Annotated in this window: 25 protein-coding genes and 1 pseudogene; 20 read left to right on the plus strand and 6 right to left on the minus strand. The window is 58.6% G+C overall.

What is annotated here, in order from left to right:
* Positions 1–30 precede the first annotated feature (30 nt).
* Positions 31–954 (minus strand): LysR substrate-binding domain-containing protein, encoded by a 924-nt coding sequence (locus AC09SL_RS16740; protein ID WP_058542889.1) that lies wholly within the window; start codon positions 952–954, stop codon positions 31–33.
* A 106-nt stretch (positions 955–1,060) separates the two neighbouring features.
* Here AC09SL_RS16740 and AC09SL_RS16745 point away from each other — a divergent pair, with 106 nt between their 5' ends.
* The 9 genes from AC09SL_RS16745 (at position 1,061) to AC09SL_RS16785 (ending at position 5,535) form a co-directional block, all read left to right on the plus strand.
* Positions 1,061–1,510, plus strand: a complete 450-nt coding sequence (locus tag AC09SL_RS16745; protein WP_058542890.1) for a PACE efflux transporter — start codon at positions 1,061–1,063, stop codon at positions 1,508–1,510.
* Between the two features lie 120 nt (positions 1,511–1,630).
* The gene (locus AC09SL_RS16750) at positions 1,631–2,041 is read left to right on the plus strand and encodes a hypothetical protein (protein ID WP_058542891.1); all 411 of its coding nucleotides are present in this window, start codon (positions 1,631–1,633) and stop codon (positions 2,039–2,041) included.
* A 148-nt stretch (positions 2,042–2,189) separates the two neighbouring features.
* Positions 2,190–2,558 carry a hypothetical protein gene (locus AC09SL_RS16755; protein ID WP_058542892.1) on the plus strand — a complete coding sequence of 123 codons (369 nt, stop codon included), beginning with the start codon at positions 2,190–2,192 and terminating at the stop codon, positions 2,556–2,558.
* Between the two features lie 183 nt (positions 2,559–2,741).
* Complete coding sequence (locus AC09SL_RS16760; RefSeq protein WP_058542893.1) at positions 2,742–3,023, plus strand: hypothetical protein; 282 nt, start codon at positions 2,742–2,744, stop codon at positions 3,021–3,023.
* An 84-nt stretch (positions 3,024–3,107) separates the two neighbouring features.
* A complete protein-coding gene (locus AC09SL_RS16765) occupies positions 3,108–3,506 on the plus strand; it encodes a hypothetical protein (protein ID WP_058542915.1) in 399 nt (132 codons plus the stop codon).
* Positions 3,507–3,923: 417 nt separating this feature from the next.
* The gene (locus tag AC09SL_RS16770; RefSeq protein ID WP_196764476.1) at positions 3,924–4,067 is read left to right on the plus strand and encodes a hypothetical protein; all 144 of its coding nucleotides are present in this window, start codon (positions 3,924–3,926) and stop codon (positions 4,065–4,067) included.
* Between the two features lie 154 nt (positions 4,068–4,221).
* Positions 4,222–4,476 (plus strand): hypothetical protein, encoded by a 255-nt coding sequence (locus AC09SL_RS16775; RefSeq protein WP_058542894.1) that lies wholly within the window; start codon positions 4,222–4,224, stop codon positions 4,474–4,476.
* Positions 4,469–5,182 (plus strand): helix-turn-helix transcriptional regulator, encoded by a 714-nt coding sequence (locus AC09SL_RS16780; RefSeq protein ID WP_058542895.1) that lies wholly within the window; start codon positions 4,469–4,471, stop codon positions 5,180–5,182. Before AC09SL_RS16775 ends, AC09SL_RS16780 begins: the two co-directional genes overlap by 8 nt.
* Before the next feature lie 44 nt (positions 5,183–5,226).
* The gene (locus AC09SL_RS16785) at positions 5,227–5,535 is read left to right on the plus strand and encodes a hypothetical protein (protein ID WP_058542896.1); all 309 of its coding nucleotides are present in this window, start codon (positions 5,227–5,229) and stop codon (positions 5,533–5,535) included.
* Positions 5,536–5,541: 6 nt separating this feature from the next.
* Here the strand turns inward: AC09SL_RS16785 and AC09SL_RS16790 are convergent.
* Both AC09SL_RS16790 and AC09SL_RS16795 read right to left on the minus strand, forming a co-directional pair.
* Positions 5,542–5,673: pseudogene (locus AC09SL_RS16790) on the minus strand (IS630 family transposase); the annotation flags it as partial.
* 39 nt (positions 5,674–5,712) lie between these two features.
* Positions 5,713–6,627: a LysR family transcriptional regulator gene (locus AC09SL_RS16795; RefSeq protein ID WP_058542897.1), complete on the minus strand. Its 915-nt coding sequence runs from the start codon at positions 6,625–6,627 to the stop codon at positions 5,713–5,715.
* Positions 6,628–6,737: 110 nt separating this feature from the next.
* Between AC09SL_RS16795 and AC09SL_RS16800 the strand changes: the two genes are divergently transcribed.
* The 4 genes from AC09SL_RS16800 to AC09SL_RS16815 all read left to right on the plus strand — a co-directional run bounded on the left by AC09SL_RS16800 (position 6,738) and on the right by AC09SL_RS16815 (position 9,467).
* The gene (locus tag AC09SL_RS16800) at positions 6,738–7,502 is read left to right on the plus strand and encodes a sulfite exporter TauE/SafE family protein (protein ID WP_058542898.1); all 765 of its coding nucleotides are present in this window, start codon (positions 6,738–6,740) and stop codon (positions 7,500–7,502) included.
* A gap of 237 nt (positions 7,503–7,739) precedes the next feature.
* Positions 7,740–8,450 (plus strand): AzlC family ABC transporter permease, encoded by a 711-nt coding sequence (locus tag AC09SL_RS16805; protein ID WP_058542899.1) that lies wholly within the window; start codon positions 7,740–7,742, stop codon positions 8,448–8,450.
* The gene (locus tag AC09SL_RS16810) at positions 8,447–8,755 is read left to right on the plus strand and encodes an AzlD family protein (protein ID WP_058542900.1); all 309 of its coding nucleotides are present in this window, start codon (positions 8,447–8,449) and stop codon (positions 8,753–8,755) included. Before AC09SL_RS16805 ends, AC09SL_RS16810 begins: the two co-directional genes overlap by 4 nt.
* Before the next feature lie 208 nt (positions 8,756–8,963).
* Positions 8,964–9,467, plus strand: a complete 504-nt coding sequence (locus tag AC09SL_RS16815; protein ID WP_058542901.1) for a hypothetical protein — start codon at positions 8,964–8,966, stop codon at positions 9,465–9,467.
* A gap of 202 nt (positions 9,468–9,669) precedes the next feature.
* Here AC09SL_RS16815 and AC09SL_RS16820 read toward each other — a convergent pair whose 3' ends face one another.
* Both AC09SL_RS16820 and AC09SL_RS16825 read right to left on the minus strand, forming a co-directional pair.
* A complete protein-coding gene (locus tag AC09SL_RS16820; RefSeq protein ID WP_058542902.1) occupies positions 9,670–9,873 on the minus strand; it encodes a hypothetical protein in 204 nt (67 codons plus the stop codon).
* 264 nt (positions 9,874–10,137) lie between these two features.
* Positions 10,138–11,349, minus strand: coding sequence for an MFS transporter (locus AC09SL_RS16825; protein ID WP_058542903.1), 1,212 nt, complete (start codon positions 11,347–11,349; stop codon positions 10,138–10,140).
* Between the two features lie 127 nt (positions 11,350–11,476).
* On the opposite strand from AC09SL_RS16825, the gene AC09SL_RS16830 reads away from it, so the two are divergent.
* On the plus strand, positions 11,477–11,989 hold the full coding sequence (locus tag AC09SL_RS16830; protein WP_058542904.1) for an anti-virulence regulator CigR family protein: 513 nt from the start codon (positions 11,477–11,479) through the stop codon (positions 11,987–11,989).
* A 114-nt stretch (positions 11,990–12,103) separates the two neighbouring features.
* Here AC09SL_RS16830 and AC09SL_RS16835 read toward each other — a convergent pair whose 3' ends face one another.
* Positions 12,104–13,954, minus strand: a complete 1,851-nt coding sequence (locus AC09SL_RS16835) for a sigma-54-dependent Fis family transcriptional regulator (protein WP_058542905.1) — start codon at positions 13,952–13,954, stop codon at positions 12,104–12,106.
* Between the two features lie 423 nt (positions 13,955–14,377).
* Between AC09SL_RS16835 and AC09SL_RS16840 the strand changes: the two genes are divergently transcribed.
* The 6 genes from AC09SL_RS16840 (at position 14,378) to AC09SL_RS16865 (ending at position 20,377) form a co-directional block, all read left to right on the plus strand.
* The gene (locus tag AC09SL_RS16840) at positions 14,378–15,472 is read left to right on the plus strand and encodes an ABC transporter ATP-binding protein (protein WP_058542906.1); all 1,095 of its coding nucleotides are present in this window, start codon (positions 14,378–14,380) and stop codon (positions 15,470–15,472) included.
* Entirely contained in the window at positions 15,472–16,581 is a 1,110-nt protein-coding gene (locus AC09SL_RS16845) for an ABC transporter ATP-binding protein (RefSeq protein WP_058542907.1), read from the plus strand. Before AC09SL_RS16840 ends, AC09SL_RS16845 begins: the two co-directional genes overlap by 1 nt.
* Positions 16,578–17,444: a carbohydrate ABC transporter permease gene (locus tag AC09SL_RS16850; protein ID WP_058542908.1), complete on the plus strand. Its 867-nt coding sequence runs from the start codon at positions 16,578–16,580 to the stop codon at positions 17,442–17,444. Before AC09SL_RS16845 ends, AC09SL_RS16850 begins: the two co-directional genes overlap by 4 nt.
* Positions 17,445–17,454: 10 nt before the next feature.
* Positions 17,455–18,255: a carbohydrate ABC transporter permease gene (locus tag AC09SL_RS16855; RefSeq protein WP_058542909.1), complete on the plus strand. Its 801-nt coding sequence runs from the start codon at positions 17,455–17,457 to the stop codon at positions 18,253–18,255.
* 10 nt (positions 18,256–18,265) lie between these two features.
* Complete coding sequence (locus tag AC09SL_RS16860) at positions 18,266–18,538, plus strand: DUF2160 domain-containing protein (protein WP_057451631.1); 273 nt, start codon at positions 18,266–18,268, stop codon at positions 18,536–18,538.
* A 96-nt stretch (positions 18,539–18,634) separates the two neighbouring features.
* On the plus strand, positions 18,635–20,377 hold the full coding sequence (locus AC09SL_RS16865) for an ABC transporter substrate-binding protein (RefSeq protein WP_058542910.1): 1,743 nt from the start codon (positions 18,635–18,637) through the stop codon (positions 20,375–20,377).
* Positions 20,378–20,460: the final 83 nt, after the last annotated feature.

Raw genomic sequence — 20,460 nt, forward strand, 5'->3', positions numbered from 1 at the left:
CCTTTTTTCGGCGCTGAAGGCGCCATTGGATCAGTCTTGGTCCAAGGTGTCGCTGGCAGGAGCATCCGCTTCAGCGATGCTCCGCCCCAACAACCACTCACTAAACACCCGCACCGCCGCCTGCCGCTCCCGCCCCGGCACACACACCACCGTATACAGCGCACCCGCCAAGCGAACCTCGGGGCGATATTCAACCAGCTCCCCACGCCCGACAGCCTCAGCAACCAGCACATTACTGGCGAGCACCAGCCCGTGCCCGGCGATCGCCGCCTGCAGGGCATGCTGCTCCTCGTCATAACGCCGCAAACGCGCGTTCTCGAGCCAGCCCAGGGTGTCGGCCTTGGCGCACCACGCAGGCCAGTCGACCGCCACCTTTGCGCTGCTCAGCCACGGCACGTCGATCAGTTCAACGGGTGAGCCCATAGCGGGTGGTTGCCAGCCGGGGCGGCAATACACGCCAAAGTACTCGTCCAGCAAAGGCTGTTCGAACAGCTGTGGGTCCGGGGTGAAGAGGGCGCGGATTGCCAGGTCGATGCTGGCGTCTCGTCGCAGGTCCACCACGTCGTTGCTGCTGTGCAGCCTGACGTCGATCTCCGGGTGCAATCGATGGAAGTCCCCGAGCCGAGGGATCAGCCACAGGCTGGCGAACGCCGGCGTTGTGCTCACCACCAGGGACTGCGCGGCACACGGTGGCGACAGCATCTGCAGGCCCTGCTGGATATCGAGCAGGGCGCGGTGCATGTAAGGGTGAAGGCGCTCGCCGTCGGCGCTCAGGCGCACGTTTTGGCTGGAGCGAGCGAACAGGCGCACGCCAAGGAAGGCTTCAAGGCTTTTGACCTGGTGGGAGATCGCCGCCGGGCTGACGTTCAGTTCCTGGGCCGCCGCCTTGAAGCTGCCCAGCCGTGCAGCGGACTCGAAGCCGCGCAAGGCGGTGAGGGGCAGTTTGGCGAACATGGGTGGGTAGGTTACTCAGGTTGAGCGTGGCTCAATTTAGCTCAATTGTGCGCGGGTGCTCAACTTGCCAGGCTGTGGTCTACCAACCCAGCTAAGGAGCCCAGCGATGCAAGGCACGCCCCGTAAAATCCTTCAGGCCATCCTCTACGAAGCCGGTGGCGTGCTGTTCGTGGCACCGGCGCTGGCGCTGACCTACGACCAGGGCATGGGCTATTCAACCCTGCTGTCGCTGGTGATTTCCGCTGTCGCGCTGGCCTGGAACATGCTTTTCAACGGCCTGTTCGAGTGGTGGGAACGTCGCCAGCGCAGCCGCCATCGCAACTGGCAGCGACGACTGCTGCATTCCCTGGGATTTGAGGGCGGCTTGACGTTAATTCTTACCCCGGTGATCGGCGCGTGGTTGGGCATCAGCTTGTGGTTGGCGCTGGTGACCAACCTGGGGTTGTTCGTGTTTTTCTTTTTTTACGCGCTGGTTTTTCAATGGGGGTTTGATCGAGTGTTTGATGTTCCGCTTTCGGCGCAGGCCGATCAGGGTTCTGTCTCTAGTGCTCGCTGAGGCAGTTGCATGAATTTGTACGGGCGGCGATGGGCCTTTCCAGGCCGAAAGTCATTACAATTTGGCACGACGCGGGGCATTCGCAACGCACGGCATTTCATTTGAATAAGGAAGTCCTACGTGAAACGGAGTTTCTCCCTGGCGCTTGTCATCCTGGCCGCAACTCTCGGTGGCTGCGCCGCCAACAAGCCGTCCAATGATCCATCCTTGGTTGGTTCATGGAAAGGCCTGCGGGCAGAAAATGGCAAATGCCAGTTCCTCTCCTGGAACAATAACCTCAAGCCTGACGGTCGCTTCACCATCACCTTTTTCCGGGATGCCCAGCAGACCCAGCCGATTCAAACCGAACATGGCACCTGGTCCGCTGCCAATGGCAAGAACGAATTGAGAACCGATGGCGTGCGTTTGCCAGATGTCTACACGTACAAGTTGATCGATGCCGACACGGTGCATTATGTAAGTGTGGCGTCAGACCCTTCCGGCGATTGCCAGGAAGATTATGACTTCATTGAGCGCCGCATTCGCGGTTAAGCCGATTTGACATGCGTTTGCCTTATCGGCGATGTGTTTTCCGCAATCAGGCATCTACTCGTTGGTCTGAGCCTGTTTGATCTTGCGTGAATAAATGATGCTGGTATGGTGGCGCCTCGTTTAAATCAGCATTCTAGAGGGACCTCTTATGCACTCATTTTTCGCCAAGACTTTTGGCGGTCTTACGACCAGCTACTACATCCGCCAGTTTCTTTTTGGGCTGGTGTTCACTGTGATGATCATCTCCCTGGCGGCCAACGGCCCCGGTGGAATCGGCGCGAAGCCTGGGCTGATCGTGTTGGCGATCATCAACACATTGCTTTATCCGTACTCTCGATTCGTCTACGAAAGCGTTGTTGGCTACATCATGGGTAACAATGTTTTTTTCGTGAATGCATTGTTCATGTTGATGGTGAAGGTTTTCACCATGGCCATGTGCTGGTCGTTTGCGATTTTCGTAGCGCCGGTGGGGTTGGCGTACCTGTTCTGGCGCAACAGCCGTTCGGCCGTTGAATAGATCAATAGCTCAACGCGTTTGTAGTTGAAAATTGGTGTGGGTAGGGCACGCGTGAACAGACCATGGTTATGGGGAAACTCATAATCGTGGTCGGTACCCTGTTTCCCTGCACGAGGAAAGCCGCAGGGTTCTCCATTGATCCGCTAGCGGACGTGAGTCCTCAATTTACGATATGGAAATCTCATGAAAAAAAACCTCGCAATACTCGTTCTCTTGGCCTTGACCGGCTGCGCCTATCAGAAATCTCAGTACGTTCTCGATATCGAGAATGCGCCCCTGCCAACGACTCCTGAAGCAACAGCCAGCGAGTGCGCTCGCATCTACGACGAGATCGACAAGAATAACCAGGCTATGGCTCGCAGCTACCAAGACGGTAGCTTCACCATGAAGGCTCAGAACGAAAAAGATGCGCGTAATGAAGCGCTATCTATTCGGACATTCAAGATAGGCTGCCCTCGGCGGTAACGTCAGCATTAGCGGTCCCGATGGTCATTACCAACTCCGATCCCGCTATGATGCATGGCTTAGATGGCGATTGTAGATAAAACTATGCAAAAGTTGTCATTCTTCGTCAGAGTGTTGTTTGCATGTTGCCTTCTTGTCGCCACGGCTAATCACATCCGTGCAGATGCTTTACATGGTTTGCTCTGGGACTACGGATACGGACCTAGCGCTTATATGGCGAGCCGTATCTTTTGGGGAGCGCTTACATTTTTTGACCCGCTCGCAGCTCTGCTCCTGTTCCTCAAGCCAAGAGCCGGAATCATGCTTACGGCTGCGATCATCTTGGTCGACGTAGCTCACAACACTTTATACGTCGCATTGAAGCAGCAGTGGCTGGAGCCGTTCTACCTGTCCCAGGTGGCGTTCCTTACCTTTGTATGCCTGCTGTCCCCCATCGCTTGGCGCGGCTTGACTCCTGACGCTGTAATTACCAGTCCAGCCTGAGCGGCAAGGGTCCCTCACGTTGAGAGCGTCAGGCAGAGAGCCAGTACTGTGGCAGTTGCCCGGTCTGCCGAAACCGAACAGCCGGCGGTCATTGGGTGCCAGCTGTGATGCTTGAAGCGCTCCCGCCAGCGGGTCGGAGTTTCGCGATCATCTCTGCGTGCAACGGGGTGGTGGTTGATTCGTCCTGGGTGTTCACCACAGCTCCTTGGAGGGTCTGGATCGACCGTTATGAAAGCACACATTGGCCCGCCGGGGCAGGGTGTCATTGGTCGGCGACTCGTCTAGATCGGGGGTTTATACCAAGCTAAGGGTTGCCACACGGATTGTTGGCGACTACCCTGAAAATGTTTGGATTGTTACGAGAAGTTTCGTGCGTGGCGATTTTTGGTCAACCCACTTAAGGATGAGGTGAGCACTATGTTTTCTCATGAAGGTACTGCAATAGAGGTGTTGCTCTTCATTTTTGGCTTTGCCGGGTTTGCCCTGGCACTGTGGTTCGTTCATGCCTATTTCGAGCGAAAGACTAAAAATGGTGTAAAAAAACAACATTTCGGTCATTAAGGCAATTGAGCTTCGGCCGATGGTTCTTCGTAAGCGTCTGCCGAATCCACCTTCCTGATACCTACGCTCAGGGCGATGGAGTCCATCTCTTGAGATGCCCGTTCTCGTCGGGCAAACTCCTGCTGCTCAGTTGGCCGATAACAGGAGTTTACGGATGCCATTTCCACTGACGGAACAGAATGCCTTGTTGACCCTGAAAGGCGTAGGGCCGGCTGTTATCGCTCGCCTTGAGCAGATGGGCATTGACTCGCTAGCTGTGCTCGGTAAAGCGAATGCTTGTGACATCCTGGCTCAGGCATCGGCAGCAGCAGGATCGACTTGCTGGAAGAATAGCCCCCAAGCTCGGGCCGCCATTAACGCGGCCATTGAGTTTGCCAGGAACGCTCAGTTGGGCACACCAGGTGCGTAAAGCTGATCGCTTATTTCAATTGGTAAATCTGATTCGTGTCCATCAGCCAATCTCTGCTGAACGACTGGCTAGCCGAATTGGCGTTTCCGTTCGCTCGATCTATCGATACATCGATGACCTTTCCTTAAGTGGAATCCCAATCTATGGGACCGTCGGCGTGGGGTATGCCTTGGATGCCGATTTTGAGATGCCGCCTTTAACGTTGAACAGGCTCGAGCTGGATGCATTGATGCTCGGGATGGAAATGCTTTCAGCTTGCGCCGATAACGATCTAAGTGCTGCTGCAAGGATGTTGTTGAGCAAGATCTCAGCGTCTATGGGCCATCACAAGGTTGATCCCGGCACGGCAAAAATCAGGGCACTTGGCACAACACCTTCTTCGACACGAGGCCATCTGGCAGCCCTTCGAAATGCCATCGAAAACATTCAGACACTGAAAATAACGTATACCCGTCTGGACGGTGTGGTTTCGAAACGGCTCATTTGCCCCCTTGGCCTTTTCTACTGGGGAGGAAAATGGACAGTTGGAAGCTGGTGTTGCGTCAGGGCGGCTTACCGCGATTTTCGGGTCGATCGCATCACCTCCATCGCCATTGCCCAGCAATCATCACCCGACCATCCTGCCCTTGATCTTCAAGCGTATATGAAGCACCAGGCAAGCCATTGGAAAGCGACCACCACTACTGACACTACGCTGTCAGTATGAGCCACTGACAATGGGGACTTCTTAACACACGGAAGGTCATTGCTATGCAGCACTCATCTCATGTACTCGAACTTGCCATTTTCAAGGTCAAACAGGAATGCGTTGCGCAAATGCCTGTGCTTCGCGCAGGGCTTCGTGAAACGTTAAAGGCCTTTGCTGGTTTGATCGAGTACCGTGCCTACTGCCCTATGAGCGACGATCGAGTCTTCGTGGACTTGGCAATGTGGGACAGTCTTGAGAGCGCACAAAAAGTGGCAAAGGCGTTCAACGATGGAGATCCGAGATTCTCTGAGTATATGTACGCCATTGAAAACCTGACGTTCATGAGTCACCTCGTTCCAGAGATGAATTGATCTGACAGGCCGTGTGACCTGCAACGGGTCACTGACGGCTTTTGGCGTCATTCCATCAGCCAGCAGAGGCAGGATACGGGCCCGCTCGACAAGGGCCTGGCCCAGCGTACTCATCCTCATCCAACCTTGCAGCGTAATGAGATCAGAAGGCGATGAAGTGAAGGGAGAGGCTGGCCTTCAGGAGCGGCTGACGCTGTCACCGTAGACACGGATCATGTCCAGCAGGTTCTTGACCCGCAACGGCAGGTTGCCGGCTGGATAGACCGCATGCATGCGCGGGTCTTCACCCGTGCTGGAGGTCAGCTTGTACTCGGGGAACACCCGCGCCAGGCGTCCCGCCGCCACTTCCGGCTCCGCCAGCCAGTCGGCCAGGCGGGCAATCCCGGCACCGGCCAGCGCAGCCTGGAACACCGCCGCGCCGGAACTGAAGCGAAACTTGGGGTGCACGCGAAAGCTGCCGGCCTGGCCTGGCCCACGAAAATTCCATTCCTTTAGAATCCGCGGCGCCGTGTGCAGGATCAATGCGTGCTGTTCCAGCGCCTCGATGGACGCCGGCAGCCCGCATCGCTCCAGGTAGCCAGGGCTGGCGTAGAGGTAGCGCGAATAGCTCCACAGCGGGTAGCCGATCAGGTCGCTGGATTGTGGAAAGGCGCCGCGAATCGAAAAGTCCAGCTTGCCCTTGACCGGATCGACCGCCGCATCGGTGAAGATCACATCCACGCTGACATCGGGATAACGCTGGCTGTACTGGGCGATCAACCCGGGGATCACCGTGTGGGCCAAGGATTGCGGTGCGCAAAAGCGGATCCAGCCGGTGGCCAGGCCGCTGAGCCCGGCCAGGTCCTCGTCCGCCTCACGTTGCAGATCGAGCATTCTGCAGGCGTGGGGCAGTAGCCGCTCGCCCGCCTCGGTCAGCGTCACGGCATTGGCCGAGCGATTGAACAGCTTGACCCCGCTGCGTTCTTCCAGCCCTTGAATGGCGCGGGTCAGCGAGCTGGGGGAGCGCCCCAGGCTGCGGGCTGCGACGACAAAGCTGCGCTTGCGGGCCACCGCCGCAAAGGCTTCAAGATCAGCCAACATATCCAGTGCCATCGGCCACCTCGTTGCACTTTTCACAATATGACATTGCAACACAAAAAGGCCCCTTCAGTTAGCCTTCCCGCTCTCGACCACCCACCCCTTTATCGCCAGAGCCTGATTCAATGTTCGATATCGTCCTGCTATGTGTCTTCGCCTTCGCCGCCGGCCTGATCGATGCGGCCGTCGGCGGCGGCGGCCTGATCCAGATCCCGGCACTGTTCAATGTGCTGCCCAGCGCCCAGCCCGCCGCCCTGCTCGGCACCAACAAGGTCGCGGCGGCCTGCGGCACGGCCTTTGCTGCACGCTCGTTCGTGCGCAAGGTGGTGATCGACTGGAGCCTGGTGGTTCCTGCCGCTGGCGCGGCCTTTGTCATGGCCTTCGCTGGCGCGGCGACGGTATCGATCGTGCCGCAGGCACTGATGCGCCCGGCGGTATTGGTGCTAATCATGCTGATGGCGATCTACACCTTCTGGAAAAAGGACTTCGGCAGCCTGCACAAGCCCATGCGCATCGGCACCAAGGAGAAGCTGCTGGCGGTACTGGTCGGTGGCGCCATCGGTTTCTACGACGGTTTGTTCGGACCGGGCACTGGCAGCTTCCTGATCTTCCTGTTCATTCGCTGCTTCGCCTTCGACTTCCTGCACGCCTCGGCGTCGGCCAAGCTGGTGAATATCGCCACCAATGTCGCAGCGCTGCTGTTCTTTATCCCGACCGGCAACGTGCTCTACCTGGTAGCGCTGCCGATGGCGCTGTTCAATATCCTCGGCGCGCTGACCGGCACCTGGCTGGCGGTGCGCAAGGGAGTGCCCTTTGTCCGCGCGCTGTTCCTGGTGCTGCTGGTGATCCTGATCAGCAAGCTGTCCTATGACCTGATCCTCCAAGGCTGATCCACCGCAGGCGCAGTTAAGAAACTCAATAAAGAATTCGATACGTTCCACGGTACGGTTTATCGGGGCCAGGGCAACGCGAACTGGGGATTAATGACTTCTCTGGCCCGCAGCCCCAAAACTCTCTAAGGCTCGGCGGGTTGAGTTGCCCATTGACCCGCCAAACAGTTTTCGACAGGCAGATTCAGCCCCATACTCTCGGTTTTTGCACCGCAGATATCCAGAAGAGGTCCTGTTTTGTCGAATGTTGAACCCCACCTGCACGCGCTGACGTTGAATCACATTTACGACGGTTTCAAACAGCTGATCCCCATCTCTCTTTTCGTCGTCGTGTTCGGAGTGGCTTTCGGCCTGGCCGCTGCGCAAACGGGCTTGAGTGATACATCAGCCGTGCTCATGAGCACGCTGGTTTTTGCCGGCGCTTCTCAATTTGCCGCACTGGATCTGTGGGGGCAGCAAGTGCCGGTGGTTCCGCTGATGATCACCGTCTTCGCCATCAACGCCCGGCACTTGTTGATGGGCGCGACATTGTATCCGTGGCTTCGGGAGCTACCCGTCGCCAAGCGCTACGGTGTCATGCTGGTTGTTTCGGACGCCAACTGGGCCATGGCGATGCAGGCGCTCAGTCGGGGCAAGCCGGGACTCGGGATTTTATTCGGCGGTGGCATTGCGCTCTGGGTCACTTGGATCCTGGGCAGTTGGCTGGGCCTTCATTTTGGCAGCGCCATTGAGAACCCGGTCAGTTTCGGGCTCGATATGGTGATGGGCTGTTTCTTGTTGGCGATGGTCGTGGGCGGGAAGAAAAACCTGCGCATGTTCATCATCTGGACCGTGGCGGCCTGCTCATCGCTGTTGGCCTACTGGTACTTGCCGGCGAACAGTCATGTCGTGGTCGGCGCTTTGGCGGGGGGCATCCTGGGCGCGCTGTGGATGGAGAAAAAACAATGAATATCGAAACGGCGGGCTACGGCACGTTGATCGTCATATTGATCATGGCCGTCGTGACATTGGCGACTCGGTGGGGCGGTGTTTTCGTGATGTCGTTCGTGCCGATCAACTATCGGGTGCAGCAGTTCATCACGGCCATGTCGGGCTCGGTGTTGGTGGCGGTGCTGGCTCCGCTGGCCGTTAAGGGTGATAACGGCGCGCGCCTGGCGCTGCTGAGCACGGCCATTGTCATGTTGATACTTAAAAAGCCGCTACCGGCGATTGCGGCCGGCATACTGGCAGCGGCTTTAGCCAGGCAGTTCTGAAAGGCCGAGTCGCCCGCCCACAAGCGGGCGATGGGTTTCAAGCAGTCCGCTGCACTGAATGCTTCTACGGAAGACGGCGCTATAGGTGTCTGCTTTAACTTGGAATAGATTCGGGAAATGGCCCCTTTCCCTGCTTTTCTTGTTCCCATTTCTTCTTTTTTACCAGCATTGACTATGCTGCTTGCTTAAACCATGGAGGATGTGAGCAATGGATGCTGCCGGCTTTGACAAGTTGTCTAACGTCGTTTCTCTCAATGGATTAGTGGGGACTGCGGGACTGGGAAATTGTATTGCCGTTGCTGGGTTCAATACGGGTAACGGCAGAATGGCCATGGCGCATTACAACACGCTTTTTTGTGCGAATGGCGAAGGCGACCCATGGAATGAAGGATCGCTGCGAAATTTTCATAAGTGGTTCGTCGGTGAGACCAAGGCCAATCAATTCATGATTGGCCTTGGTGCCGTTTGGTTCAATACTGCTGCCTCAACGGGCAAGAAGAACCGTCAAGGTTATCCGCTGATGGATGATCGGCGCTTTCAACTAATCAGGCTGATCGCACAGGTGTTTGATTATGAACCGATCCACGCAAGCCTTTGTTTTACCTTCACTGCGTCAAGAGGCCTGCCAATTCTTACCCCCTACCCGGACGAAACAATCATGCCTGACGGTTGGGGGCAGGTCGGCAAAGACATTCCCTACCGTAACTTTTAGCGCCTGATCAGCCTCTCTCCCTTTATTTATACCCATTACTGCGGCCCGGTCACTCATCGACGCCCTCATGGAGGAGGGCATCAACATGGCTTCATCAGGACGCTCGCTCCAATACATGAAAACGCGATTGTCGGCGCACTCAATGGTGTGCTCACGAAACCGATGTGATTGCTGAGGCGATGAGTTCCAGCCAACCTCCGGGTCAAAAGCTCAGGGTCGCCTCCCCAAACGAGTGATCCTGAACCCCAGCCATGAAATGCAGCGGCATCTGCTTTTTTGTCTCCAGAGGCGCAATTTCGAAACTTCCCACGACTTGGCCTTGAAGCGCACTCAGCCGTATCGACTCTTCTTCCTTTGCCTTTGCCATTCTCGCGTGGTTCGCTGCGATTTCGTTGAGAGTTGACACGGTACATCTCCATTGGCTGACTAAGCATTGATAAATTTGCCGCCGCGTCAGAATTACGTCGTTCTTGGCTGCTAACACAGGCCCGTGCAAACCCTAAGCCAGACGTGGCCGTCTATCGGACGCTACGTTTAACGGGCGACGAATGGCGGGACTGGCTGTCCAGAGCGCCCGGAAAGACGTTCAGCGCCGGTAACGTTGCAACCATGCCTCAACAATAAGTCACTGATAATACAAACCCCTCCCTCTGTATCCGGCTCACGACGATCAGTCAGCCTCTGCGCCACAGGCAGCGGGCACGGGGGGCGCGTTTTTATGCAGCGCCACCATTGCTATACCGATCAGGCTGGTGACCAGCGCCAATAGCAAAATCACCCGTTGGGTTCCGACAGGCGCGGCGAGTACCGCGACCAGCAGCCCCGCCAGCGGTTGCGACAGGTTGTTGAGCAACGTGATGACGCCGACGGTCTTGCCGAAGTCCTGAGGCGGAATGACTTGTTGGCGGAGGGTGCGGAAGTAGACGTTGAACATCTTGTCGAAACCGACAATCAGCAAGAAACCGACCACGTAGCCCCCTATGTTCGGGCTGAGCGCGGTGATGAAGGCGCCGACGGAAATCAGCGTGTAGGAGAGGGCGCCCAGCAGTTTCAAGGGCAAGGTCACCCGGGCCAGGAAGAACAGGATGAGGATGGTGGTCACGGCACCGGCGGCCTGTAAGCCTGCGTAGTCATCCTTGCCGGCGCCGTAATGGCCGATGACCATGGCCGCCGAGGTGGCGAGGGTGACGCCGATGATCAGGTTGACGCCCACCGCCAGGCCGATGATTTTTTTCAGTTCCGCCAGGTTGCAAATGTGGCCGAAGGCAATGCGTAGCGGGTTTAGCCAGAGGTCGTGATGTTGCTCGAAGGTTTCCAGGGTGACCGAACTGATGCGCTGCCAATACAGCATTGCCAGGTCCGCCAGCAGGAACAGCCCGGCAGTCGCCAGCACCACCCAGTGCCACGCCCACACCTCAAGCAGCAGCGCGGCGATCAGCGGGCCCAGTACCAGGCCGGTCTGGTCGGCGATTTGCGAGTAGGACAGGGTCTTGGTGTAGGTGTAGTGCTTGAAGATGTAAGGCATCACCACTTCGCGGGCCATGATGCCTTGGGTGGTCAGTACGCCGCACAAGGCTGAAAGGGCGACGATCCAGTAGATCCCACCAAAGATTGTGTAAAGCATGACCGCCACGCCGCAGGCGACGGCGCGATAGACCTGGCTGATGTGCAGGATGCGAATCGGCGGGAACTTGTCGCACAGCGCGCCGCAGATGGGGAACGCCAGATAGCGTGGCAAGGATTCGACGAAGAAGGCCAGGCCTGCCCAGGCGACGCTGTTGGTGGTCTGGAAAACAATCAGCGGGACGATGAACAGCAAAATCTGGTCGGCCAGCCGGGAGAGGAACATCGAAATGAAAAAGGCCAGGTAATCCTTGCGCATGGAGCTCCTTGATCGCGGATTGAATGTCTCTTCCTGTCTGGCAACGACGCACAGCGTGATATGGAACTAATATCACCGTTAGTCTCTATATCTTTACAGGGGACATCCCTTTTTTGAGAGAACTGCCATGTTCAAATCGCGCTCATTGATTGCTGCAGTTACCTGTTTCGCCTTGGCGGCGGGCCCTGGCATTGTTGTCGCTGACCCTGGCAACGGCAAGGGGAATGCTCAATTCGATCAAGGTCCCGGTCAAGGGCAAGGAGGCAAAGGCGGGCAGGGCAACAAGGGCGGTCAAGGAAATCCCGGTAACAAGGGTAACCAGGGCGGCAAAGGCAACCAAGGTGGCGGCGGCGGCGATTGGCATAGCGGCCCGAGCCTCGACCGCAGCGGCATCCTGGGTGTGATTGGCGGATATCGCGATTACTGGAGCCCCGGCCCGGCGTTGCCGCCAGGCATCCAGAAAAATCTTGCACGAGGCAAGCCGTTGCCACCCGGTATCGCCAAAAAGCTCGATGGGCGACTGCTGGGGCGGTTGCCGCACTATGACGGTTATGAGTGGCAACAGGTCGGTACGGACCTGATCCTGGTGGCGATTGCCACTGGCATCATCTATGAAGTGCTCAATGGTGCGTTCGACTAAGTCGGAGTAATGCAATCAATTAAGCAATACACCTGTGGGAGCGGTGTAGGACCGGGAGAGCCAGGCCGGCCGCAAGTCCGCCTCGCGAGCAAGCCCACTCCCACAGGTTTCGTATCAGTTTTCAACTTGCCGCAGGCGTTTGTACAAGGTATTGCGGCTGACCCCCAGCCGTCGCGCCAGGTGTGAAATATTCCCGCCCACTGCCTGCAACTGACGGTTCAGGTCCTCGGCATCGTTCAGGTCCACCGTCAGCGGCTCAGGCGTCTGCACCGGTTCCATTTCAAGGTCGACAAAGAAGTCGTCGGGCAGGTGTTCCGGGCGGATCGGTTGTTCTTCGGCCATTGCCAGGGCCACTTGCAGCACGCTGCTGACCTGGCGCAGGTTGCCCGGCCAAGGGTGGCGTTCGAACAGGTCCAGTACCTCACGGCTCAGGCCGGCCCATTGGGTCGGTTCGCGGTGGTGTTCCCAGAGGCGTTTGAACAGGGCCTGCTTGTCGCTGCGTTCGCGCAGCGGTGGCAGTTCCAGGGTCAGGCCGCCGATGCGGTAGTACAAGTCTTCGCGAAACCGCCCCAGTTGCACCTGTTCGCGCAGCGAGCGGTTGGTGGCGGAGATGATGCGGATGTCCACCGGGAACAGCTCGGCGCTGCCCACCGGTTGTACGCAACGTTCCTGCAAGACTCGCAGCAGCCGGGCCTGGGTCGGCAGGGGCATGTCGCCGATCTCGTCGAGAAACAGCGTGCCGCGGTCGGCCTTGCGGATCAGGCCGATGCTGCCCTTTTGATTGGCACCGGTGAAGGCGCCTTTTTCATAACCGAACAATTCCGATTCCACCAACTCGGCGGGGATCGCTGCACAGTTCACGGCAATGCACGGCTGCTTGCAGCGCGAACTGGCCTGGTGCAGGGCTTTGACGAAGACTTCCTTGCCGACGCCGGTCTCGCCATGGATCAGCAGTGGAATGTCCTTCTCCAGCAAGCGCTCGGCCTGGCGCACGGCTTTCTCCACGCGGCTGTCACCGAAGTGCAGGGTGTTGAGGCTGATGACATGGGCGGCAGGTGCCGAGGCAAGCGTGGGCGCAGGCTCGGTGAAGACCCGCGCCTTGATCGACACCTGGCTCGGACGCCTGAGCAAGCACTGGAAACGATTGCTACCGGATGCTTGCAGGGCGAACGGCAGGCCGTCGGGTTGGTTCAGCAGGTCCAGCAGCGAGACCTTGAACAGGCTTTCGATGCTGACCCGCGACAGGCTCAGGCCCAGCAGGTTGTCGGCCCGGCGGTTGGCGGACAGGACCTGGCCGCTCTCATCGAAGATCAGCAGCCCGGCCCATTGGCTGTCGAGGTTGTTCAAGCCGGTGTTGAAGGTCAGTTGGAAGTGTTCACCGCGGAACAGGTTGAGGATCAGCCGGTTTTCCACGGTCTGGCTCATCATCTTGACCATGCCCAGGGTGTGGGACGGCGGCAGGTAGCTGTCGCTGGAGACGTCCAGCACGGCGATGACCTTGCGCTCGGTATCGAAGATCGGCGCGGCGGAGCCGGTCATGAAGCGATTGGCCTTGAGAAAGTGTTCATCGTGCTCGATGTGTACCGCCTGTTCGCAGGCCAGCGCGGTGCCGATGGCGTTGGTGCCGGTGCAGCGCTCCATCCAGCTCGCCCCGGCGCTGAAGCCATGGGCCAGTTTCGGCTCGATGAAACGCTGGGTGCCCCAGGAGGTCAGCACTTGGCCCTGGTTGTCGGCCAGCATGATCAGGCAGTTGGAGTTGCTCAGGATGTTTTCGTAATACGGCAAGACTTCCTGGTGGGTGGTCTGCACCAGTGAATGCTGGCTCTCCAGCAACTGGGCGATGCCTTGGGCGGGCAACTGGTCGAAGGCCGGCACGCTTTGATGGCTCAGGCCGAAGGCGCGGCAACGGGACCAGGAGGCCTGGATGATGGCCTCGTGGGACAAGGCTGGAGCAGGTGCGGCCATGGGGGCACTCTCGCTGGAGCTGTTTTTATTGTTGTGGCAAGTCTCGCACAGAGTCCTTGTGCAGGGGCAAGCCTGAATACCACTTCATACACAAATCCCTTGTGGGAGCGGGCTTGCTCGCGAAAGCGTCGTGACAGTCGATATTTGTGCCGGCTGACACACCGTCTTCGCGAGCAAGCCCGCTCCCACAGAATCGCAGCCGGGCTAGCCGAAAACATTCTTTCAGTGTTGTTCAAAATTGTTCATTGTCAACCCGCTTGCTGTTCAATTGTTCATTTTCGATTGTTCACTTGTGTTCATCAACGAACGTATTTTTCCTACGGGTGAAAGGAAATTTAAAGCTGATCAAGGGTTTGTGGTTTCTGGCACGGCTTTCGCTTTCTAACTCGGGTCGCTTGACTCCAATAATAAAAAGGCCGAGCCATGTCATTAACGCTTGAGCACATCTGTCGCACCGTCGAAGGCCAGACCTGGATCGACGATGCCAATCTGAGTTTCGAACCTGGATCGTTCAACGTCCTGTTGGGCCGCACACTGTCTGGCAAGACCAGCCTCATGCGCCTGATGGCCGGTCTGGACAAGCCCGACAGCGGCCGCATCCTGATGAACGGCGTCGACGTCACCCACCGCCCGGTGCGGCTGCGCAATGTGTCGATGGTCTATCAACAGTTCATCAATTACCCGACCATGACCGTTTTCGAAAATATCGCCTCGCCGTTGCGCCAGGCCGGTGTGTCCGAAGAGGTCATCCAGGGCAAAGTCCTGGAAACCGCAAAAATGTTGCGGATCGAAAAATTCCTCAAGCGTCATCCGCTGGAGTTGTCCGGTGGCCAGCAGCAGCGCACCGCCATGGCCCGGGCCTTGGTCAAGGATGCTGAGTTGATCCTGTTCGACGAGCCGCTGGTGAACCTGGACTACAAGCTGCGTGAAGAGCTTCGCCAGGAAATGCGCGAACTGTTCCAGGCCCGCCACACCATCGCCGTCTACGCCACCACGGAGCCCAACGAGGCGTTGGCCCTGGGCGGCACCACCACGATCCTGCATGAGGGCCGGGTGATCCAGAGCGGCAAATCGTCCTCGGTGTATCACCAGCCGCAAACCGTGCTGGCCGCCGAATTGTTCTCCGAACCACCGATCAACCTCATGCCCGGACGCATCGCAGGCAATGAGGTGAGCTTCGCCAATTTCGTGCACTTCCCGCTGAACGTCGACCTGCGCCCGGTGGGCGAGGGTGAGTTCCGTTTCGGCGTGCGCCCCAGCCATATTTCCCTGGTGCCGAGCAACGACGACGACCTCGAACTGGCGGTGACCGTCGAGGTGGCCGAGATCAGTGGCTCGGAGACGTTCCTGCACGTGCGCAACGAACATTTCCTGCTGGTGCTGCACTTGCCTGGGGTGCATGAGTACGACGTGGACGCGCCGATCCGCATCTACATTCCGACCCATAAACTGTTTGTCTTCGACGCCCAGGGCAAGCTGGTCCAAGCCCCAGGGCAGCGTATCGCGAGGGTTGCCTGATGGCTGAAATTCGTTTGCAGAACCTCGCCCACAGTTACACCAGTACCCCGGCAGGCCCCGAGGACTACGCGATCCGCGAGATGAACCACATCTGGGAGCAGGGCGGCGCCTATGCGCTGCTCGGGCCTTCGGGCTGCGGCAAATCCACATTGCTCAATATCATTTCCGGATTGCTCAGCCCTTCCGAAGGGCAGGTGATGTTCGACAGCAAGGTCGTCAACGACCTGACCCCGGAACGCCGCAACATCGCCCAGGTGTTCCAGTTCCCGGTGGTGTACGACACCATGACTGTGTTCGACAACCTGGCGTTCCCGTTGCGCAACCAGGGCATGGCCGAGGCGAGGATCCACACCAAGGTGCAGGAAATCGCCGAGGTCCTGGACCTGCAGAACCTGCTGGACAAAAAGGCCCGCAACCTCACCGCCGACGAAAAACAGAAAGTCTCCATGGGCCGCGGGCTGGTGCGCGACGATGTGTCGGCGATCCTGTTCGACGAGCCGCTGACGGTGATCGACCCGCACCTGAAATGGAAGCTGCGGCGCAAGCTCAAGCAGATCCACGAGCAGTTCAACATCACCATGGTCTACGTCACCCACGACCAGTTGGAGGCTTCGACGTTCGCCGACAAGATCGCAGTGATGTACGGCGGCCAGATCGTGCAGTTCGGCACGCCCCGGGACTTGTTCGAGCGCCCCAGCCACACCTTTGTCGGCTACTTCATCGGCAGCCCGGGGATGAACCTGATCGAGGTCACGGCACAGCCCGGTGGCGTCGGCTTCGGCTCGACCCACTTGCCCCTGTCCGAGCCTCTGCAGCAACGCGTTGCCGAGGCCCAGGGCAAGACCCTGAAGGTCGGCATCCGCCCGGAATTCGTGCATGTCTGGGATGGCCCCTATGACGACGCGATGCGCGCTGAGGTGGTCCACGTCGAAGACCTGGGCACCTACAAGATCCTGACCCTCAACCTCGATGGCGTACCGCTGAAAGTGCGCCTGGCCGAAGACAAGCCAGTGCCCGAAGGCACCGCCTATATCAGTTTTCCGGGCCAATGGCTGATGGTCTATGCCGATGAATACTTGCTGGAACCGTCGAGTGAGGTGCAGCCATGAACAAGGTGCAGAACAACAAGGCCTGGTGGCTGGTGTTGCCGGTGTTCCTGCTGGTGGCGTTCAGCGCCGTGATCCCGATGATGACCGTGGTCAACTATTCGGTGCAGGACATCTTCGACCAGTCCAGCCGCTACTTCGTCGGCGCCGAATGGTACAAGCAGGTGCTGCTCGATCCACGGTTGCACGATTCGTTGCTGCGCCAGTTCATCTACTCGGCGTGCGTGCTGCTGATTGAAATCCCCCTGGGCATCGCCATCGCCCTGACCATGCCGACCAAGGGCAAATGGTCGTCCCTGGTGTTGATCATCCTGGCGATCCCGCTGCTGATCCCGTGGAACGTGGTGGGCACCATCTGGCAGATTTTCGGCCGTGCCGACATCGGCTTGCTGGGCGCGACCCTCAACGGCCTGGGCATCAACTATAACTATGCGGCCAACACCGGCGACGCCTGGGTCACCGTGCTGGTGATGGACGTCTGGCACTGGACTTCATTGGTGGCACTGCTGTGCTATTCGGGGCTGCGGGCGATTCCCGACGTGTACTACCAGGCCGCGCGGATCGACCGGGCCTCCAACTGGGCGGTGTTCCGGCACATCCAGCTGCCGAAGATGAAGAGCGTGCTGCTGATCGCCGTGATGCTGCGCTTCATGGACAGTTTCATGATCTACACCGAGCCGTTCGTACTCACTGGCGGCGGGCCGGGCAACGCCACCACGTTCCTCAGCCAGACCCTGACGCAGATGGCCATCGGTCAATTCGACCTGGGCCCGGCGGCGGCGTTTTCCCTGGTGTACTTCCTGATCATTCTGTTGGTGTCCTGGCTGTTCTATACCGCCATGACGCACTCCGACGCCAACCGTTGAGGCCCGCACGATGAGCAAGAGAAAGCTGATACCGCTGCTGATCTACATCCTGTTCCTGCTGGTGCCCATCTACTGGCTGCTGAACATGTCGTTCAAGAGCAACACGGAGATCCTCGGCAGCCTGACCCTGTGGCCCCAGGATTTCACCTTCCAGAATTACAAGGTGATCTTCACCGACCCAAGCTGGTACACCGGTTACCTCAACTCGCTGTACTACGTGAGCCTGAACACGGTGATTTCCCTGGGCGTTGCGTTGCCGGCGGCCTATGCGTTTTCGCGCTACCGGTTCCTGGGGGACAAGCACCTGTTCTTCTGGCTGCTGACCAACCGCATGGCGCCACCGGCAGTGTTCCTGTTGCCGTTCTTCCAGCTGTATTCGTCCATCGGCCTGTTCGACACCCATATCGCCGTGGCCCTGGCTCACTGCCTGTTCAACGTGCCGCTGGCGGTGTGGATCCTCGAAGGGTTCATGTCCGGGGTGCCGAAAGAAATTGACGAGACCGCCTACATTGACGGCTACAGTTTCCCCAAGTTCTTCGTGAAGATATTCATCCCGTTGATCGGCTCCGGCATCGGTGTCACGGCGTTTTTCTGCTTCATGTTTTCCTGGGTCGAACTGCTGCTGGCGCGAACGTTGACGTCGGTGAACGCCAAGCCGATCGCGGCGGTCATGACCCGCACCGTGTCGGCCTCCGGTATCGACTGGGGTGTGCTGGCAGCAGCGGGGGTGTTGACCATCCTGCCGGGCATGCTGGTGATCTGGTTCGTTCGCAACCACGTGGCCAAGGGCTTTGCCCTGGGCCGGGTCTGAGGAGTCGATGATGGAATGGATGAACTGGACCGCCCCCACGGCGGCATTCTTTGGGGTCATTGCCTTGCTGCTGGCAGGCATGACCACGTGGGAACTGCGTTCGCCGAGCATCCCTCGGCGCGGTTTCCTGCCGATTGCCACGACCCGGGGCGATCGGTTGTTTATCGGTCTTCTCGGTAGCGCCTACCTGCATATGCTGGTGATCGGTGCTACCGACTGGAGCATCTGGATAGCGTTCGCGTTGTCCTTGGTGTGGCTGTTGGCAGTGATGCGGTGGGGCTGAGTGGCCTGCGTGGCTAATTCGTGCACTCGAGTTAACCGTACAGGCCACCGTCGAAGGTTCGACGATCAGGCTCTTAAACCCAAACAGGAGGTCTCTATGTTCAATAAAAACAATAAGCTGCGACATAGCGTTTCATTGGCAGCCATGCTGGCACTCAGCGGGCTGAGTGCTGCGGCCTGGGCCGACGCCTATGAAGACGCCGCTAAAAAATGGATCGGCAGTGAATTCAAGCCGTCGACCCTGACAGCCGAGCAGCAGCTCGAAGAACTCAAGTGGTTCATCAAGGCCGCCCAGCCGTTTCGCGGCATGAAAATCAACGTGGTGTCGGAAACCATCGCCACCCACGAATACGAGTCCAAGGTACTGGCCAAGGCCTTTACCGAAATCACCGGGATCCAGTTGACCCACGACCTGCTCCAGGAAGGCGACGTGGTGGAGAAGCTGCAGACCCAGATGCAGTCGGACAAGAACATCTATGACGGCTGGGTCAACGACTCGGACCTGATCGGTACGCACTTTCGCTACGGCAAGACCGAATCGATCACTGACCTGATGGCCAACGAAGGCAAGAATTTCACTTCGCCGACCCTGGACCTCAAGGACTTCATCGGTATTTCCTTCACCACCGCGCCGGACGGCAAGATCTATCAACTGCCCGACCAGCAATTCGCCAACTTGTACTGGTTCCGCGCCGACTGGTTCGAGCGCCCCGAGCTCAAGGCCAAGTTCAAGGAGAAATACGGCTACGAGCTGGGCGTACCGGTGAACTGGTCGGCCTATGAAGACATCGCCAAGTTCTTCTCCGAAGACGTCAAGGAGATCGACGGCAAGCGCGTCTACGGCCACATGGACTACGGCAAGAAAGACCCCTCCCTGGGCTGGCGCTTCACCGACGCCTGGTTCTCCATGGCCGGCGGCGGCGACAAGGGCCTGCCCAACGGTTTGCCGGTGGACGAGTGGGGCATTCGTGTCGAAGATTGCCATCCGGTCGGCTCCAGCGTGACCCGCGGCGGCGATACCAACGGGCCGGCGGCGGTGTTCGCCACCACCAAATACGTGGACTGGATGAAGAAATACGCACCACCGGAAGCGGCGGGCATGACCTTCTCCGAATCCGGCCCGGTACCGTCCCAGGGCAACATCGCCCAGCAGATTTTCTGGTACACCGCTTTCACCGCCGACATGACCAAGCCGGGCCTGCCGGTGATGAACGCCGATGGCACGCCGAAATGGCGCATGGCGCCGTCGCCGCGCGGTCCGTACTGGGAAGAGGGCATGAAACTGGGGTACCAGGACGTGGGTTCCTGGACATTCATGAAGTCTACGCCGGAGAAGCAGAAACTCGCCGCCTGGCTTTACGCGCAGTTCGTGACGTCCAAGACCGTATCGCTGAAGAAGACCATCGTCGGCCTGACGCCGATTCGTGAGTCGGACATCAACTCCCAGGCCCTGACCGACCTGGCGCCGAAACTCGGTGGCCTGGTGGAGTTCTACCGCAGCCCGGCCCGCGTGCAATGGACCCCGACCGGGACCAACGTGCCGGACTATCCTCGCCTGGCGCAACTGTGGTGGAGCCACATCGCCGAAGCTGCCAGCGGCGAGAAGACCCCGCAGCAGGCCCTCGACGGGTTGGCCAAGGACCAGGACGCGATCATGACTCGCCTGCAGCGCTCCAAGGCCCAAGCCACCTGCGCTCCGAAAATGAACCCTGAGCGCGACGCGCAATACTGGTTCGACCAACCGGGCGCACCGAAGCCGAAACTGGCGAACGAGAAGCCTAAGGGTGAAACGGTGAGCTACACCGAGCTGTTGAAATCGTGGGAGGCGGCACGCAAGTAAAGCCCCAAGCGTGAAAACGAACGGCACCGAAAGGTGCCGTTTTTATTGGGCGCGTTTGCACCGCTATCGCGAGCAAGCTCGGC

The sequence above is a fragment of the Pseudomonas sp. PF05 genome, assembly GCF_056521845.1.

Bases quoted from the DNA above. Each gene is read 5' to 3' on its own strand.
- AC09SL_RS16830 (WP_058542904.1), top strand. From the start codon at position 11,477: ATGTTCAAATCGCGCTCATTGATTGCTGCAGTTACCTGTTTCGCCTTG.
- AC09SL_RS16850 (WP_058542908.1), top strand. From the start codon at position 16,578: ATGAACAAGGTGCAGAACAACAAGGCCTGGTGGCTGGTGTTGCCGGTG.
- AC09SL_RS16845 (WP_058542907.1), top strand. From the start codon at position 15,472: ATGGCTGAAATTCGTTTGCAGAACCTCGCCCACAGTTACACCAGTACC.
- AC09SL_RS16835 (WP_058542905.1), bottom strand. From the start codon at position 13,954: ATGGCCGCACCTGCTCCAGCCTTGTCCCACGAGGCCATCATCCAGGCC.
- AC09SL_RS16840 (WP_058542906.1), top strand. From the start codon at position 14,378: ATGTCATTAACGCTTGAGCACATCTGTCGCACCGTCGAAGGCCAGACC.
- AC09SL_RS16815 (WP_058542901.1), top strand. From the start codon at position 8,964: ATGGATGCTGCCGGCTTTGACAAGTTGTCTAACGTCGTTTCTCTCAAT.
- AC09SL_RS16855 (WP_058542909.1), top strand. From the start codon at position 17,455: ATGAGCAAGAGAAAGCTGATACCGCTGCTGATCTACATCCTGTTCCTG.
- AC09SL_RS16765 (WP_058542915.1), top strand. From the start codon at position 3,108: ATGCAAAAGTTGTCATTCTTCGTCAGAGTGTTGTTTGCATGTTGCCTT.
- AC09SL_RS16865 (WP_058542910.1), top strand. From the start codon at position 18,635: ATGTTCAATAAAAACAATAAGCTGCGACATAGCGTTTCATTGGCAGCC.
- AC09SL_RS16795 (WP_058542897.1), bottom strand. From the start codon at position 6,627: ATGGCACTGGATATGTTGGCTGATCTTGAAGCCTTTGCGGCGGTGGCC.
- AC09SL_RS16760 (WP_058542893.1), top strand. From the start codon at position 2,742: ATGAAAAAAAACCTCGCAATACTCGTTCTCTTGGCCTTGACCGGCTGC.
- AC09SL_RS16770 (WP_196764476.1), top strand. From the start codon at position 3,924: ATGTTTTCTCATGAAGGTACTGCAATAGAGGTGTTGCTCTTCATTTTT.
- AC09SL_RS16745 (WP_058542890.1), top strand. From the start codon at position 1,061: ATGCAAGGCACGCCCCGTAAAATCCTTCAGGCCATCCTCTACGAAGCC.
- AC09SL_RS16825 (WP_058542903.1), bottom strand. From the start codon at position 11,349: ATGCGCAAGGATTACCTGGCCTTTTTCATTTCGATGTTCCTCTCCCGG.
- AC09SL_RS16810 (WP_058542900.1), top strand. From the start codon at position 8,447: ATGAATATCGAAACGGCGGGCTACGGCACGTTGATCGTCATATTGATC.
- AC09SL_RS16755 (WP_058542892.1), top strand. From the start codon at position 2,190: ATGCACTCATTTTTCGCCAAGACTTTTGGCGGTCTTACGACCAGCTAC.
- AC09SL_RS16785 (WP_058542896.1), top strand. From the start codon at position 5,227: ATGCAGCACTCATCTCATGTACTCGAACTTGCCATTTTCAAGGTCAAA.
- AC09SL_RS16740 (WP_058542889.1), bottom strand. From the start codon at position 954: ATGTTCGCCAAACTGCCCCTCACCGCCTTGCGCGGCTTCGAGTCCGCT.
- AC09SL_RS16800 (WP_058542898.1), top strand. From the start codon at position 6,738: ATGTTCGATATCGTCCTGCTATGTGTCTTCGCCTTCGCCGCCGGCCTG.
- AC09SL_RS16860 (WP_057451631.1), top strand. From the start codon at position 18,266: ATGGAATGGATGAACTGGACCGCCCCCACGGCGGCATTCTTTGGGGTC.
- AC09SL_RS16775 (WP_058542894.1), top strand. From the start codon at position 4,222: ATGCCATTTCCACTGACGGAACAGAATGCCTTGTTGACCCTGAAAGGC.